Below are 16,065 nucleotides of genomic sequence, written 5' to 3'. Positions count from 1 at the left end.
ATCGGTGCACGCCGCTAAGCAGGCGTACATACCAAATCATATGCGATGCGGTCTCCTGATTAGTATGCTATTTCGTAAGTTTTTTCACCGAAACGGATCTAATTACCTTTTATATAAGTTTCTAATCTCAAGGGATCATGCCCTGTTTGACAATTGCACCCCTATAATGTAGTCAGGGAATCATATCTATCCAAAACTGTGTCATTAAATGGAAATTCTTTTTCTTTAACCTTTCTTTTTAACACTTTTAACCATTGAGTTGCATCTTCCTTTAATTCAGGAGGGTAATTATACTTGCTGCTATTTGTTATTAATTCCTCTTCATCAATAACTTTCCAATCCTCACCTTGCCGTTTTACGAAGTCTAAGTCCAAATCAACAAAAGATATCTCTTTTCCTCTCAAAACCGATGGCAGAGTAACATTGCAATAATAGGAGACGATGCTGCCACTTTCAATTTCCATTGCCACCGTAAAGCCTTCTTTGAGGGAAAAGTATTCTAATGATCGATTATGTATTGTAAACGTACTATTTTTGGAGTGGTGTTTTAGCTTTCTACCAGGTTTACAAAGCACCATCACATATTCTGAAGTCTTGATAATCAATTCTCCTTCCCATTCATAATGTAAAAAATCAGGATATTTCAACGCTTTGATATTTATAATTTCTCTCATAATAGCACCCCTTAAGTCCCTTGAATTCTTCAACACCCGTTAGCGAGCATTCGTGAGAAAAGCGCATTAAACTGGGGAGTTGAATAACGGCCTTTCATAAATTCAACATGCATTACAGAAAACCTTCTCAAAAAGTTTGAACATTAACATTGCGACCAACACTGTTTTAATATTAATAAAAGGATGACAATAAGTTATGTCATCTTGCACTAGAAATTATTAAATCGAATGAAGAACTGCTTAATCAGTAAAAAGAAAAGGACGAAATCATAAATGATTTCGTCCGCGAAATTGATTGTTTTTCTATTTTTCCGCCATAACCGGGGTTTTTTCATGTTCAGTCCATTTACCCCTCATATTTTGAAATTCATTTTGATGATTCCGGCTTCTCTTGCTGAATTGAAGGCGATTACGAGCAATGGGCCGATAATGAATCCTAAAATGCCGAGCAATTGAAGGCCGATGTACATGGAAATCAACGTGGACAGAGGCGACAATCCGATATGCTGCCCCATCACTTTCGGTTCGACAGTCCGCCTGATGACAAGAAGAATGACAGCGAGTATCGCAAGTTTTGTTCCAAGTGCAATATTCCCGCTCAATAAATAGAAGATGGCCCACGGACCTAGAATGACGATGGACCCGATGATCGGTATGAAATCAATAATCCAGATGATCAAGGCCATAACAAGTGCAACATCAGGTTTAATCAATAACAGGCCGATCAGGGTGGTGATGAAGATGATGATGCTCACCAAAAATTGTGCTTTGAAGAATCCGAAGACGACATACGAAAGCCTCGTATTCATGAATGATACTTTATCAGCCGTTTTTGGGGTAAGGTGGGCATACATTCTCGTTTTTATTCGCGGCAGCTCCAGCAGGAACAGGAACAGGGCGATTAAATAGACAAGAAAACTGACCAGATAATCGGGAATTCCGGTAATGGCATTTGTTGCAAATACTTTTAGTGATTCAATATTGAAAAGGCTGGTTAAATCATCTTTCATATTGAAAAGAAGCTGTTCAATCTGATCACTGACTTCCCTCACAAATTCTTCAGGTAAATCCTGTGAAGCTGCAACCAGTTCAGTTTCCATCTCATACCAAATCTTATTGATTTCCGCGATATATTCGGGCAGGTTTTCACCAAGATTGATGATTTCAGCTATGACCTTTGTGAGGGTGAAATAGCTTCCCGCACCAATCAGCATGATGAACAGCATAAATACTATGAGGACAGAAAAGTTTCTTGATATTTTAAACCTGCGGGTCATCCACTTGACAGCCGGCTCTAAAAACAGAGCTGTAACCAGCGCGAAGATTAATGGAACTGATACGGGAAGAATAAAATATGCAGCGATACCGATTAAAATGACAACTGCAAGAATGATCAACGTTTTCCTGGTAAAAAGACTGGACAATTTCGAACTCCTTCCTGAATGCATCTATTTACTATTATAATGTCTTACAGCTGCAGTGAATAGAGGAAATGGACAGCATGTATGCTCCTTTTTCATCTTTCTGAAACGGAACAAGCCCATGAATAAAACTGCTGCCTGTTACGGATAAAGGAAAAACACATGCATGGCATGTGCTTTCATTGATGTCGGATGTAATGTTTTTACAGCGCATTTTCAATGGCATCATCCATTGCCGCTTTTACTTTCTCCAGCTGATTGGCGGAAGCCTGAACAATGTTTTTTGGAAATTGTTCTCCTTCATATTCGACTCCGTGCGGATAATAATGCCTTCCAAGCAGGGGCACCATCGTTTCGATGACAGCGTGGGAGGTATCAATTGCGCCTTCAACGGCATAACCCTGGATACGCAGATAATAAACGGCGCCATCAGCCATGCTTTCGAACTTATAATCATAGGTCACCCGTTCATAATCCCACTGTCCTGCCCTTACAAATCCGTTCTCTTTCATTAAATGATCCAATATATTGAGCGGAAGCTCTCTGTTTTCAATGCCCATATTTTCAAATCTCATTATGTATCCCTCCTAAAAATTCTCTACATATGCCTAGCATTATCATATTAGAAATAAGGAAAAAGTGCAATTATCATTCCTCTCCGCAGGTTTTGCAGATGAGGAAAAATAAGCGAAAATCGGCGGGATATTTTTCAGATTTTGGTCAAACTATTACAAGAAAGGAGGTCAGGTAATGAAAAAACAGATGACCATTATTTTATCAGCCTTACTTGCACTTGGTGTATGGGCTTCAGCGGGAGTCCAGGAGGTCAGTGCGCAAAACACCACCACTTATACCGTCAAACGGGGTGATACCCTCTGGAAAATCTCTGTCCGTTATAAGCGGGGGTTAACTGAAATCATTGAAGCAAATCCGCAATTTGAAAACCCTGACTTGATCTACCCGGGGCAAAAGGTGAATATTCCTCGTATTGAAGAAATTAAAAGGATTGAACATCAGGTGATTCAGCTGACCAATCAGGAACGCGCCAAATATGGCCTGGGACCGCTTAAGCCCGACTGGCAACTTTCAAGGGTCGCCAGGTATAAATCAGCGGATATGAGGGATTCAGGGTACTTTTCCCATACTTCTCCAACGTATGGATCACCTTTTACCATGATGCGGAATTTCAATATTTCGTACCGGGCCGCTGCAGAAAACATCGCAATGGGTCAGCGGTCGCCTGAAGAGGTCGTCAAAGCCTGGATGAACAGCTCAGGGCACCGGAAAAACATTCTAAACGGGAACTATACTCATATCGGTGTCGGGTATGCAGCCGGCGGTTCCGGCGGAAAGTATTGGACACAGATGTTTATCAAAAAATAAGGAAGGTGACCATGATGCAATCTGTCCGTGAGGTCATGACGACAAATGTTGAGTATTGCACTCCGCTGGATAATGTGTATGAAGTTGCCCTGAAAATGAAAGAACTGAACGTCGGGGCAGTTCCGATTTGCGAGAATGATGAGCTGATAGGTATGATTACCGACAGAGATCTTGTCGTAAGAGGGTATGCGGAGAAAAAGTCAGGTTCTGCACAGGTGACTGAAGTAATGAGCGAAGCACTCCATACGATTACTCAGGATACTTCTGTGGAAGAGGCTGCAAATCTGATGGCAGAATATCAGATCAGGAGGCTCCCGGTTGTAGATAAAGGCCGGTTGATTGGCATCGTTTCACTTGGGGACATCTCTCTAAATGATCAGACAGCCGATGAAGCGGAAACCGCCCTTCATGAAATATCTGAGCCGCCTGAAATGCACCAGTAAATGTATTGCTCCAGAATGGAGCAGAGGAAGAGCATGTAAAGGCTTTTCCTCTTTTTTTTTTTTTTGCCATGTTAGAAATTTCAATTACCGCATATTGACATCTTATCAGTTAAAGTTATTGATAAAACAACCAAATTAGCGGATAGGAGTCGGTAATGGTAAAAGGTAAAAAAATTCAGCCGTATAGTCTGTCTCCTGTTGAATAATTTGGTATTAGGGATATCATTAATGGTGTGGAAAATCTAATAGAGAAGGAATTGGGGGGATAAACCTGAAAATACTGGGATGGGTCCTGGCTGCGGCCATCTTCATTTCATTAATTGATGTTGAGGCATTAACAGGACGTTTGAATCAAGATGACTCAAGGCAAATCGATTTTCAGATAGAAAGCGGTGAAGCTGTTCTTGACCATAAGGAAGACAAGGACCCTGGAAAAATAGCCAATCTCGGTCTTTTGATCGGAAAGACGGAGCAGGAGGTCAAACATATAATGGGTGAGCATGTCCGCACTGAGCCTTCAGCCTACGGCTATGAATGGCGGATATTTGACAGGCCTGGCCAATATGTGATGGTTGGCATTGAGAATGGCAAGGCCGTCACAGCCTTCGCAACTGGAAACGATGCTCCGGTAAAACCTTTTAAAATTGGACAGTCCGCTGTCGAAATCAGAGAAACGGCGGCCCGCCAGACAGAAAATTCTTTTTCGGTGAATGGAACGGAATATCAATTTCATTTGACAGAAAATGATTTAAAAGCAAAGCCTCTTTTGCAGATCGCGCCGGACGTCTGGGTTCAGTTATATATCGATATCTTCACAGGCAGTCTTTCAAGTGTCCGGTACCTCAATGACGGAACGCTTGTGAAGCACAGGCCGTATGAAATGGCATACCGCGGAAAATTGGCGGAGAACCCCCAGCTAGATTTCGGCACGTGGGCTGAGGTGGAAAAAGGGGAAGCAAAGCAGATCTTTGATTTGACAAATGTGATAAGGAAACGGCATGGTCTTGGCGAAGTCAAATGGAGTCCTGAAACTGCCAGAGTGGCCTACTTGCACAGTAAGGACATGCATGTCAACGAATATTTTTCCCACCAATCACTTGACGATAAAGACCTGGGTGACCGGTTGACGGCAGGCGGCGTTGCTTTCCAGCTGGCCGGGGAAAACATCGCAGCCCAATATACCGATGCAATTGATGCGGTCGAGGGATGGCTTAACAGCGAAGGTCACCGCAAAACATTATTGAATGGCGATTTCACCCATCTTGGCACAGGTGTATATCAATTGTATTATACGCAGAATTTCATACAGGACTGGCAGTAAAAAACGCAGACCGGATTGATTGCCGTTCTGCGTTTTTTAGATTTAAGCAATTATGGAAATGGTAAGCGGGCGCCTTCCGCATTTCGAGTTGTCCAGCTGCAGGCGCCAGCGGCTATCGTCATAAGCGGTGACCTCCTCCGGAAGGGAAGACCGCCTTCCTGCGGACGCCCCCGCTTATGCGTACGCCGCTAAGCGGGCGCCTTCCGCATTTCGGATTACCCAATTATAAAAAAGCTTCCTGTTCCGTATGCTGCGAGTTTGCCGTCTTCGCGGAAAACTTGTCCGTCACAAAATGCAATTTTAGAACCGATTTGAACGATGTTTGCTTTTGTTCTTAAATATTTTCCTTTTCCGGGGGCAAGGTAGTTGACTTTTATTTCGGTAGTGACCGCTTTTTTTCCTTCAGGAAGCACCTTGTTAACAAGAGTGCCCATTGCTGTATCAAGCAAGGTTGCCGTAACGCCGCCGTGCGTCATATCAAGCGAGTTCATGACAATCTGTTCGTTCGGCATGATGATTTCGAGGCTTTGTTTCCCTTCTTCATAATGTGTTTCAAAATGGAATAACGCGTTGATATAGGTAGCGATATTCTTTTCTTTTTTGTTTGAGACTCCGGTAAGCACGCTGTTCATGACTTCAAGTTCAGCTTGGTCTGCTGCATCAATGAATTCACTTAGACTCTCTTTTAACTGTTTTTTGGAAATGTTGTTCATACTTTACCACCTATGCATAAGTTGTCCTGTATATTTTAACACGTTAAAGCCGCTGCTCCTATCCAAAGCGTCTGCAGAAGGCGGATTAAAATTAGGCGCACTTTTCTTTATATTCGGCTGTAATATGTAATAGGCACCTTGCATTAATGGAAGGAAGGTGACAGTATGTCTGGAACCGTAAAAAACGGAAAGGAATCAATCGAACGGTTCAAAGCGTTTGTCAAAAGGCATCCAGGCCTGGCTAAAGAAGTCAGGGAGGACCGGAAAACATGGAAAGAGATTTATGAAGAATGGTATTTATTCGGCGAAGAGGATGACATGTGGCAGGAGTTTATAAACAGGAAATCATCAATTGGAGGATCTCAAAAGAAAAAAGATGAAAAAGGAAGCAATGATTTTATTAATGGGATGCTTTCATCCCTCAAAAAGATGGATATGAACCAAATGGAGAAACATCTATCCAGCATGAGCGGTGCGATCGGAAATGTACAGCAGATCCTCGAGCAATTCCAGTCCTTCAAAGGTAAAAGTAATGACGACCATATCCGGCAACGGCCGCCGTTCCGCAACTTCAGAGATTGACCGGTGCCTGAAAGGATGAAATAACGTGCGCAAGGAAGTACAGCAGTTTGTGAATGCCAATTCGGAAATGAAGCGTTTTTTGCGGGAACAGCCGCAGTGGTACCGAAAGCTGGGCAGAAATCCTTTTTTGATATCATCGATTGAAAGAGAGATGCAGGTGTATTATGGAAAAACCTTCGCCCATAAAATCGACCGGGCCCAGGAAGGCATCCAATCGGCTGCGATGATGCTGGAACTGCTGAAAATAATGGGGTCAAACGATGGAAATATGCAAGAATAAGTAAGTTGTTCCGATAACGTAGAGAAACAATTGAATTAACATTAGAAATCGAGTATGAAATCGCAGGGGTTTTATACTCGTTTCTTTTATTTTGTAAAGGCTCATCTTCCGCATGAAGAAAATTGGTTTTTATTTTCGAAGAGTCGAACCCCTTCTGCTCCAATCAACTGGTGCGTAAAAATTATACCGCTTTTATTCTGTTTAACAAGCCCGTTTGGAGAAAGAATAAAAACCCCTGTGCAGTTATTATTTTTATGAAGAGAGGATAAGATCCGACTTTTTGAATATCGAACGATAATCGATCAATCCATGTTCTTCTGGCTTAAATCAATATTGTTTAGGGTCCTTATCGTTATCCGAAATGTAATTAAATTTTATGGGAAATCAGCTTATGGCGAGTGTCAAGATCAGAAGCGCCATGCCATGTTGAGGCTTCCCGGACACCCCGCGAAAGCGAATGCCTGCAGCGGATAGAAACGGGCAAGTTCCAGAATAGGCTACTGTCATTTGCACTGCAAAAGAAAAGATAGAGCAATCATAAACTCTGAACTTTTTTGCGTAATTACCGAATGATTTAATTTGTGAATCCTAATTCATTTAGCTTGTTATATTATATTTTCTCCACAATAACTGAACGAATTAAGGAATAAGGCAGGTTTCTTTTTTGGGGGAGATGATTCATTTCAGCCTGTAAGCACAAAGCGTATGATCAAATGTATTGCTTATTGAACATAAAAATCTCCGCAGGTGTGAACACTAACAGGTAACGAGCCTGAAAAGGAGGTTAAAGCATGTACATGGTCAAAGTGTCCGTCCTGCTGGCTGTATTGATCGCGTCAGGATTCATGCCGGCTGATCAGGGCGTCGAAGTGATGGCGAAACAAAAGAAAGACAGAGAATTTACGGTGAAGTATCATGTTCAGAATGGTAATCTTTATATCGAAACATATACTCCTTCAATCCACTTTTCCGAGAATGAGTCCGTACACCAACAGGGGGAAGGGCATCTTCATGTCGTCATTGACGGCAGACACCCTGTCGATGTATACAAAGCGGCATTTATCATCAAAAATTTGCCTGAAGGAAAGCATACAGTCCGTATTCAGCTCGCAAAGAATGACCACGATTTATATGGTGAGGAAGAAGTGGTCGAAGTTGAGATTCGATCATAAGGGGACGGGCATTTTTCCATGTTTCATGTTATGATTGGATAACGGAGGTGTGAATTCATGCTTGCCACGTTAGAAAGCATTCAAATCATCGACCAGGCTGAAGAGCTTTCAGCCATGATGTTCGATTCAGATATGATGGAAAATTACCGCCGCTCCAAAGAAAAGATGGAAAGCGATCCTGAAGCGCTGGAATTGATCGCAGCTTTTTCTAAACTGAAGGAACAATATGAGGAAGTTCAGCGGTTTGGGAAGTACCATCCGGATTTCAAGAAAGTGACAACAGAAGTGATGGAGCTTAAACGAAAGCTGGACCTGCATGATACGATTGCCGAATTCAAAAAGGCTGAAGAAGAACTGCAGGAAGTCCTAGACGAAATAAGCCAGCTGCTCGGAAAAGCGGTTTCAGACCAGATCAAGGTCCCAAGCGGCAATCCATTCTTCGATTCACTTTCAGGCTGCGGCGGAGGCTGTGGAAGCGGCGGGTCCTGCGGATGCAGCGCTTAATAGATGCAAGGGAGCGGACGGCCAAATAGCCGTCCGCTTTTTTTGTTGTTAAGGAAATCATAAAATTTAAGCGTTATCGATAAAAAGCCAGAAGAGAACCGTTCAGCTCCAGGCGCCAGGGGCTATCGTCATAAGCGGGTGCCTTGCGCATTTGTTCCAATTCAAGTTAGGAAGTGTTTCGACGGAGCGTCCTGTTTTTAAGAATATGGAAGGGCAACTGTGCCTCTGTCTTTGCCTGAAAGTTCGCCAATCGGCGAGTTTGTTCAAAGGTAAGAAAGTATAAGTTATTCAAGTTAGATTAGTGTCCAGCTGCGAGCCCTGCTTATGTGTACACCGCTGAGAAAGGGCTCTCCGCATTTTTTGTTTATGCAAATTATAGAAGATAAACAAGCAGCCGAAGGAAGTTCAGCCGCACAGCCGGAATTGGCATAAGCAGTCTTTTAAATGCTTTTAAAACGGATGCAGTCCGTACATCCGTTTCCGCAGCAAAACATTTTTCGCTGCGGTACGAGGAATCGGAACCGGTACACATAATAACCGGATGGTGTCATCCTTACAAAGTGTGACTCGGCATTCAGCTGTTTGCCTTTCATCGATCTGGCTGCAGCAGCTGTCATCACGTTTTCAAGCACTCCGCGTGCTCCGGCCTGACTGGCAGGGCGGACAAACAGAAAAGGAATGCCTGCGACTTTTTTCACTTCACAATCCGAAACAGCCTGGCTGTGTGCGAGTGCATCCATGAATGTTTCCCAAATGCCTTCAAGCATGATTTTCATTCCCTTTCTGCCGTTTTATTTCATAATAGGGCAGTTTCCGGCCTCTTTCAACAGTGCAGACAGCGGCATTGCAGAAGGAAATGCTTTCATGCTAAACTATGGAAAAGGAAATCAAAAGGGGACAGAAACGATGATTGGTAATCGGCAGGGCTTGATTGTATGGCTCCATTCGACCAAACCAGTAAAACAGCTGCGCCGATATGGGAATGTCCATTACATTTCCCGGCGTATGAAATATGCTGTTCTGTACAACGATATGGAAAAGGCGGAAGATTTGATCGAAAAGCTGAAATCCCTCCACTTTGTAAAAAAAGTGGAGCCATCTTATAAGCCTTTCATCAAGTCTGAATACGAAAACTCGAAGCCCGATAAGGCAAAAGAGTACGATTATAAAATGGGATTATAAAAACAGAAGCTGCATGCAAGTAACCGCTTCTGTTTAGGAGCAATATTTTCAAGAGTGCTGGAAAAGGGATATCAAATCGCAAAGGTTTGATATCCCTTTTTTTATGGTATAACAGGCTTTTGTGAAAAAAAAGCATCTTCACTCCCATACCGAACCTCTAATTTCACTCCGGAAGTTACGGTGCAAAAATTTTCTGTAAGACGAAAAATTGCTTCCTTTGGTCGCTGTTTGCAGCGTTTTCACCCAAAGACTTCCTTTCGCAGTTGGAACTTTTATGCTGATTTCCAATGAAAGCTTCTTCCAGCTGGCTAAATAAATAAAAGCGCGATATCTGTTGGTGCACCAGTAGATGGGATCGTAACAGGTGAGAGCCCGTGAGAGCTGCAGCGATGAGGAGGATCACCGCCCGCCCTGCGTAAAACGAACCCCTTCAGCAAAATGCAATTCCCATTTAAATGAACAGATCTATTGATCAAATTTATTCAATTAAAGACGCTCCAGTTTTAAAAAAACGATATAAAATCTGACCGTTTTTGTATGCTGTTTGAACTGTTATTTGCGGTGCTGAACATACTGTGTTTTAGTATGTTACTTCACATGCTATTTAACACTTTCTCCAAGGTATCTGAACCACTCAGGTATAGGGGCATCCCCTTTTCTTATGCTTATTGCAGTGGAGGTATGATGTGATGGAGACGCAAGATACCGATTACATACTGGTAAAACAGCTCTTTTTCATTAAACTCACTGGAAGGTTTGATTTCCATTTCAACAAGTCGGGCTCCGAGTTCGCTTGCAGCCTCCTCAACCATCTGCTGTCTTTCGCTTTTATTCTCTTTTAACGGAATTCCTTCCCTGCAAATGTAAAGCGGCTGGAAATCACCGGGTTTGACAGGCTTTAGCACGACTGCAGCTGAGACAGCCGCGCGATTATCCGACCTGGATTTTAAAATCAAGAAATGAGTTACCTTGTCCGGCCTGCTGCGGGCGATTTCGAGTAACTCATAAAGGTCGGAATAGCCTTCCCCAAGTTCGATAAAACGCTGGATCATAACGGTTCCTCCAATCTTTTCTTAATTTGAAAGCCGATCATATAGAACAATGGCATTATATCATTTTCCGGCAGCTGTGAATTTCTTTTGTAAAAAAATTAACGGGTTAGGTCAGTATTCTTGAATATGGAAGTCCGATAGTATCAAACCGAAGTTTTGTCCGTTTCTTTCCGCTGCAGGTATAAAGTGGCACAAGTGCGACACCCGTACCTGCTTCTCTCCGGCCGCAATTTGCAATCACTGTGTCTTCTTTGCCGGAGGACGTTCGGGAGCCTCATCATGGCCCTGGCGCTCCTGCGGGGTCTCCCACGGAAAGCGAACCCCTGCAGTGCAAATCAACTGCCCGTCTAAAATTCAATATTTTAAACGGATTTATTTCATTAAATAGCCCTTTGATCGAATAACACAATAGAAAGATTTGAACTCAGAGCATTTTACTACACTAATTAGAATGTGTTTACCTTGCCAATTTGGCTGGTTAAACGAATGTAATTTTATGTTGTATTTGTAATTTTGTATTTCAAAACAGAACGAAAATATGCGTTGGTTTTTTTTGAAGGTATTTTGTAATAGCAAAAAAAATCCCTGCAGCCAAAGATCTGCAGGGGCCCTCTTGCTTCCAAGAAGGCAAAGGGAGAGGAGAAACCGGAGGAAGAACTTATGGGGAATAGTTAAGTCTTCTCCACGGTTGGCAACAACATCTGCGCAAAGAGATGTTGTCATTTCCTAGTATGAACATGGTTGGGTGGGATTATACATTGGTATGCTTGAATTTTATCCAGCACAAACAGGTTGTCTGGAATGATGTTATTTGAACAGTGTAGAGAATGTGGTAGGATTAAATATGTGATTTAGACAATAATAAGGCGGGCAAGGCAGGGATTAGATGAGGGTAATATCAGGTGAATGCAAAGGGAGGCCGCTTAAAGCCGTTCCCGGTAAAAATACACGGCCTACCACTGACAAGGTAAAAGAATCGATATTTAATCTGATCGGCCCTTATTTTAAAGGGGGAACCGGACTGGATTTATTCGCAGGAAGCGGCGGTCTTGCGATAGAGGCACTGAGCCGGGGCATCGACCGCATGATTTTGGTTGACCGGGATCCAAAAGCGGTAGAAACGATCAGGGAGAACCTTACGAAGTGCGATTTTCAGAATCGGGCCGAAGTGTACCGCAATGATGCATCGCGGGCATTGAAGGCGGTTGCAAAACGCCAATTATCCCTTAACCTCGTTTTGCTGGATCCGCCCTATAAAAAACAGAAACTGGTTGATACAATTAAGTACTTATCTGATCAGTCACTCTTACATGATGGATGCATTATCGTTGCCGAACACAGCAATGATGTCTCGCTTCCTGAAGCGATCGGACTATGCCGCCTGGTGCGCCGGGAAACATACGGAATGATCGGAGTGACGATCTATACAGTGCCGCCAAACGGCACAAACAGACCAGGCGAATAAAGGAGGAAATGGTTTTGAGCACTATAGCTGTTTGTCCGGGAAGTTTCGACCCGGTCACACTCGGGCATATCGATATCATTCAACGGGGAGCGAACGTGTTTGATAAGGTAATTGTGGCAGTGTTGAACAATGAATCCAAAAGACCGCTTTTCACTGTCCAGGAACGTGTTGAATTATTGAAAGAGGCCACAAAGGATATTCCAAACGTGGAAGTCGACTCTTTTGACGGATTGTTGATTGATTACGTACATAGAACGCAAGCAACGACAATCTTGCGGGGTTTGCGGGCGGTATCTGACTTTGAATATGAAATGCAGGCTGCATCCATTAACCGCAAACTTGATGAAGATATTGAAACGCTGTTCATGATGACGAACAATCAATATTCTTTTTTAAGTTCAAGCATAGTAAAAGAAGTGGCTAAGTACAGCGCGGATGTCTCCGACCTCGTTCCAGAAGGTGTCGAACAAGCATTGAAATTGAAGTTTGAAAACCTTCGCTGACTCAGCGAAGGTTTTATTTATGAAATTTTGCAGGCCGCCAAAATTGCAGAATACAATAAATAATTAAGGCAATCAGAGTGAAAAGGGCCCCGTTGTTCCCAAGCCATGTCCAGTAATCACTGAAGGCGGCATGGCTCCTGGACCAGACAGGGACTGCTCCGTTTCGATTCATGGCAGTTCCTTCATATAGTGGTTCCCAGAGGACGAATGCAAATGCTGCAGCGAATATGCCGTGTAAGAAACGGGCAATAAAAAAGGGAGCAAACCGTATATCTGTTTCAGCGAGAATGCTTGCAACCTGTGCCTGTACAGAAAATCCGTTAAAGGCAAGGATGAAGCTTGCGATTATCACCTGCTGATGCAGTGACGTCCCGCCTGCCTGGCTGGTCAATCTTGTGCCGAGAGTGATTTCAAACAATCCCGAAATGAGGGGGCCGCTTAACTCAGTCGAAACATGAAGGAAACCAAGGATTCCAGCTGCTATCCAGGCAAAAATCCCAATAATGTTCAGCAGTTCAAGCAGTTTATTCAATACCGAAAACAAGATGATAAAACCGCCGATGAGCAGAAGCGTCTGAATGGAGGAGGTCACGGCATCGCCCAGAACAGAGCCGAAAGGCCGTTTTTCTTCCAACCTGGATAAATGGAGGGCTTCGAACGCCTCCTTAAACTTTAATGAAGATCGGCTGTCATTCTTTTTTTTGCTGCGTTCTTCTTTTCTGCCGTAAAACCGCATGACAAGGCCGACACACACATTTCCGAGATAATGTGAAACTGCGAGGATCATACCGAGCTCGGGATTATGAAAAAAACCGACAGCTACGACTCCGAAAATGAATAGAGGGTTTGAGGAATTGGTGAAAGATACAAGCCGTTCCGCTTCAATCGCAGTCAGCTGTTTTTCTTGCCGCAGGCGGGCGGTAAGCTTGGCGCCGGCCGGAAACCCGCTCGCTATTCCCATTGCCCATACAAAACCGCCGGCACCCGGTACTCGGAAAAGAGGCCGCATGAGTGGTTCTAGCAGAACACCCAAAAAGTTTACAACACCGAAACTTATCAGGATTTCTGATACAATAAAGAAAGGCAACAGGGAAGGAAAGACGACTTCCCACCACATATCCAGCCCCCGAATGGAGGCTTCCAGGGACGCCTTCGGGAATGAAATGAGCGCTCCTGCCATAAGGGTGCCGAAGGCTGCCATCAAAATTGTTTTCATTTTGGATCGGTTCACCAGCGTACCTCCCTGATAACTGCCAGATGTACATGAGAATCAGCTGCCTTCGTTTGGACAGGTAGAAGCCTGTCTTTCTAATATACGTGTATAGGACTGTTGAATAGACCATAAGAATGGAAAAGAAACAGGCCGGTCAGGAGGAATCTCAGGTGGAAATGCCAAAAATAGGGCTTGCACTCGGTTCAGGCGGGGCAAGGGGCTTCGCCCATCTCGGAGTATTAAAAGTATTGAAAGACCATAATATTCCTGTCCATTCAATTGCGGGAAGCAGCATGGGGGCCCTTGTCGGGGCCCTTTATGGAGCTGGTCAGAGCATCGAAGACCTGTATAAGATTGCAAGGGCATTCCAGCGGAAATATTATCTTGATTTTACAGTTCCGCGTATGGGTTTCATCGCAGGCAATAAAGTGAAGGATTTAATTAGAATATTCACGTATAATAAAATGATTGAAAATTTAACACCGGGTCTTGCAGTCGTTGCAACGGATCTTCATACAGGTGAACGGGTCGTATTCAAATCGGGTAACGCTGCAGATGCAGTACGCGCCAGCATTTCCATCCCGGGTATATTTGTGCCTGAGAACATCGGCGGCAGGCTGCTGATTGACGGCGGAGTGGTTGACAGGGTGCCTGTATCGGTTGCGATGGAAATGGATATGGATATGGTCATTGCTGTCGATGTCGCTCACTTCGGTGGAAATGAGGAAGTCCGTTCAATTTTTGATGTCATTTTGCAAAGCATTGACATTATGCAAGGTGAATTGGTCAGGTACCAGGAGATCAATGCGGATATCATGATCAGGCCCCGGGTTGATAAATTCAGCTCAAGAGCTTTTACCGATTTAGAGGAGATCATTTCAATTGGAGAAAAGGAAACAGTTAAGATGATTCCTGCTATCACTGCAGCAATCGAGGCATGGAAGGAGAAACGCAATGGCTAAATGGAATTTTTCGAGAAAAGGCTGGGTCCTCGCCCTTATAATTGTGGCAGCTGTCGCCTTCATAAGGCTGCCGTATTACGTATCATATCCGGGAATGGCTAAGGAACTGGATCCGATCATCGAAGTGACAGACGGTTATGAGGAAGAAGGAGCCTTCATGCTGACTACCGTCCGGATGGGCCAGGCAAACATTCTTCAATATGTATGGGCGAAATTCAATAAATATCAGCATCTTTATCCCGAAGAAGTCATCAGGCCGGAAGGCGAAACGGATGACGAGTATATGAACAGGCAGCTTCACATGATGGATTCTTCAAAAGAAGCTGCAATGGTTGTGGCCTATAATCAGGCGGGAAAAGAAGTCAATATAGAATATAATGGTGTGTATGTCATGGGGACCATCGAAGGGATGCCGGCAGAGGAGATATTACAGGCTGGTGACCGAATCCATATGCTTGATGGAAAACAGTTTGATTCAAGTGAACAAATGATTGAACAGGTATCCGGAATGGAGCCTGGCGAAGAGGTTGCCATAACGATTGAGCGGAAAGGAAAAGAAATGACAGTCGATGTTCCGCTTGCAAAATTTCCGGACAATCCAGAAAAAACCGGCATGGGAATATCGCTCGTAACTGACAGAGCGGTGACGGTCGACCCTGAAGTGACAATCAAAACAGATGAAATCGGCGGACCTTCTGCAGGGCTCATGTTCTCACTCGAAATCTACAACCAGCTGACGGATACGGATTATACGAAAGGGTATGAAATCGCCGGTACCGGTTCGATTGATTATGACGGGAATGTCGGGCCGATCGGAGGCATTCAGCAAAAAATAGTTGCTGCAGACAAAGCTGGAGCGGATGTGTTTTTTGCTCCTAACGAAAATGGGGAAAAAGATTCGAATTATGAACTGGCAGTTAAAGCAGCAGAAGATATTGATACAGAAATGAGGATCGTACCGGTCGATACGTTCAGCGATGCTCTCGATTTCTTGAAAACACTCGAACAGAAAAAGGCGTAACAAGATCCCCGGCATGAAACCGGGGATTTGTTGTTTTTCGTATAGAACATTGTCAGCGAGGAAGTATTTCAACACAGCGGCTGATGCTAAGAATACAGATAAGTGCATCTGTGACTCTGTCTTTCCCTGAAGAATCGCCTTCGGCGAAAGACGTTGCACAGCCGGCGGTTTATA

At 43.8% G+C, this 16,065-nt stretch carries 19 protein-coding genes; 12 read left to right on the top strand and 7 right to left on the bottom strand.

From position 1 onward, the window contains the following. Positions 1-161: 161 nt before the first annotated feature. From A4U59_RS05735 to A4U59_RS05725, 3 genes are all read right to left on the bottom strand, one after another. Entirely contained in the window at positions 162-674 is a 513-nt protein-coding gene (locus A4U59_RS05735) for a DUF402 domain-containing protein (RefSeq protein ID WP_070120236.1), read from the bottom strand. Between the two features lie 353 nt (positions 675-1,027). Further along, positions 1,028-2,098, bottom strand: a complete 1,071-nt coding sequence (gene ytvI, locus A4U59_RS05730; protein ID WP_070120234.1) for a sporulation integral membrane protein YtvI — start codon at positions 2,096-2,098, stop codon at positions 1,028-1,030. Between the two features lie 200 nt (positions 2,099-2,298). Then, positions 2,299-2,670: a YugN family protein gene (locus A4U59_RS05725; protein ID WP_070120233.1), complete on the bottom strand. Its 372-nt coding sequence runs from the start codon at positions 2,668-2,670 to the stop codon at positions 2,299-2,301. Positions 2,671-2,845: 175 nt separating this feature from the next. Between A4U59_RS05725 and safA the strand changes: the two genes are divergently transcribed. The 3 genes from safA (at position 2,846) to A4U59_RS05710 (ending at position 5,242) form a co-directional block, all read left to right on the top strand. After that, positions 2,846-3,478, top strand: a complete 633-nt coding sequence (gene safA, locus A4U59_RS05720; RefSeq protein WP_070120232.1) for a SafA/ExsA family spore coat assembly protein — start codon at positions 2,846-2,848, stop codon at positions 3,476-3,478. A 14-nt stretch (positions 3,479-3,492) separates the two neighbouring features. Continuing rightward, a complete protein-coding gene (locus tag A4U59_RS05715; protein WP_070120248.1) occupies positions 3,493-3,921 on the top strand; it encodes a CBS domain-containing protein in 429 nt (142 codons plus the stop codon). A 346-nt stretch (positions 3,922-4,267) separates the two neighbouring features. After that, entirely contained in the window at positions 4,268-5,242 is a 975-nt protein-coding gene (locus tag A4U59_RS05710) for a CAP domain-containing protein (RefSeq protein WP_070120231.1), read from the top strand. 215 nt (positions 5,243-5,457) lie between these two features. On the opposite strand, the gene A4U59_RS05705 is transcribed toward A4U59_RS05710, so the two are convergent. Next, positions 5,458-5,955 (bottom strand): PaaI family thioesterase, encoded by a 498-nt coding sequence (locus tag A4U59_RS05705; RefSeq protein WP_070120229.1) that lies wholly within the window; start codon positions 5,953-5,955, stop codon positions 5,458-5,460. 165 nt (positions 5,956-6,120) lie between these two features. On the opposite strand from A4U59_RS05705, the gene ylbD reads away from it, so the two are divergent. From ylbD to A4U59_RS05685, 4 genes are all read left to right on the top strand, one after another. Beyond that, positions 6,121-6,537, top strand: coding sequence for a YlbD family protein (ylbD, locus tag A4U59_RS05700; protein WP_070120227.1), 417 nt, complete (start codon positions 6,121-6,123; stop codon positions 6,535-6,537). A 25-nt stretch (positions 6,538-6,562) separates the two neighbouring features. Further along, positions 6,563-6,817 (top strand): YlbE-like family protein, encoded by a 255-nt coding sequence (locus A4U59_RS05695; protein ID WP_070120225.1) that lies wholly within the window; start codon positions 6,563-6,565, stop codon positions 6,815-6,817. Positions 6,818-7,608: 791 nt separating this feature from the next. Next, on the top strand, positions 7,609-7,989 hold the full coding sequence (locus A4U59_RS05690) for a hypothetical protein (RefSeq protein WP_070120223.1): 381 nt from the start codon (positions 7,609-7,611) through the stop codon (positions 7,987-7,989). A 57-nt stretch (positions 7,990-8,046) separates the two neighbouring features. Continuing rightward, entirely contained in the window at positions 8,047-8,493 is a 447-nt protein-coding gene (locus tag A4U59_RS05685; protein WP_070120221.1) for a YlbF/YmcA family competence regulator, read from the top strand. A gap of 440 nt (positions 8,494-8,933) precedes the next feature. On the opposite strand, the gene A4U59_RS05680 is transcribed toward A4U59_RS05685, so the two are convergent. Then, entirely contained in the window at positions 8,934-9,260 is a 327-nt protein-coding gene (locus A4U59_RS05680; protein ID WP_083270676.1) for a hypothetical protein, read from the bottom strand. Between the two features lie 139 nt (positions 9,261-9,399). On the opposite strand from A4U59_RS05680, the gene A4U59_RS05675 reads away from it, so the two are divergent. After that, a complete protein-coding gene (locus tag A4U59_RS05675) occupies positions 9,400-9,675 on the top strand; it encodes a YlbG family protein (protein ID WP_070120246.1) in 276 nt (91 codons plus the stop codon). 665 nt (positions 9,676-10,340) lie between these two features. Here the strand turns inward: A4U59_RS05675 and A4U59_RS05670 are convergent. Beyond that, a complete protein-coding gene (locus A4U59_RS05670) occupies positions 10,341-10,727 on the bottom strand; it encodes a DUF7147 family protein (RefSeq protein ID WP_070120217.1) in 387 nt (128 codons plus the stop codon). A gap of 886 nt (positions 10,728-11,613) precedes the next feature. Here A4U59_RS05670 and rsmD point away from each other — a divergent pair. Continuing rightward, positions 11,614-12,192 (top strand): 16S rRNA (guanine(966)-N(2))-methyltransferase RsmD, encoded by a 579-nt coding sequence (gene rsmD, locus A4U59_RS05665; RefSeq protein ID WP_070120215.1) that lies wholly within the window; start codon positions 11,614-11,616, stop codon positions 12,190-12,192. A gap of 14 nt (positions 12,193-12,206) precedes the next feature. After that, positions 12,207-12,695 (top strand): pantetheine-phosphate adenylyltransferase, encoded by a 489-nt coding sequence (gene coaD, locus A4U59_RS05660; RefSeq protein WP_070120214.1) that lies wholly within the window; start codon positions 12,207-12,209, stop codon positions 12,693-12,695. Positions 12,696-12,708: 13 nt separating this feature from the next. Here coaD and ylbJ read toward each other — a convergent pair whose 3' ends face one another. Then, positions 12,709-13,926, bottom strand: a complete 1,218-nt coding sequence (gene ylbJ / locus A4U59_RS05655; RefSeq protein ID WP_083270675.1) for a sporulation integral membrane protein YlbJ — start codon at positions 13,924-13,926, stop codon at positions 12,709-12,711. Positions 13,927-14,084: 158 nt separating this feature from the next. Here ylbJ and A4U59_RS05650 point away from each other — a divergent pair, with 158 nt between their 5' ends. Together A4U59_RS05650 and A4U59_RS05645 are read left to right on the top strand one after the other, a co-directional pair. Then, positions 14,085-14,870, top strand: coding sequence for a patatin-like phospholipase family protein (locus A4U59_RS05650; RefSeq protein WP_245680501.1), 786 nt, complete (start codon positions 14,085-14,087; stop codon positions 14,868-14,870). Beyond that, positions 14,863-15,891, top strand: coding sequence for a SepM family pheromone-processing serine protease (locus tag A4U59_RS05645; RefSeq protein ID WP_070120212.1), 1,029 nt, complete (start codon positions 14,863-14,865; stop codon positions 15,889-15,891). The genes A4U59_RS05650 and A4U59_RS05645 overlap by 8 nt, the downstream gene beginning before the upstream one ends. Positions 15,892-16,065 lie beyond the last annotated feature (174 nt).

Origin of the sequence: Bacillus marinisedimentorum (assembly GCF_001644195.2) — a bacterium.
GTDB classification, from domain to species: Bacteria; Bacillota; Bacilli; order Bacillales; family Bacillaceae_O; genus Bacillus_BL; species Bacillus_BL marinisedimentorum.
This window is presented reverse-complemented; position numbering and strand designations above follow the sequence as displayed.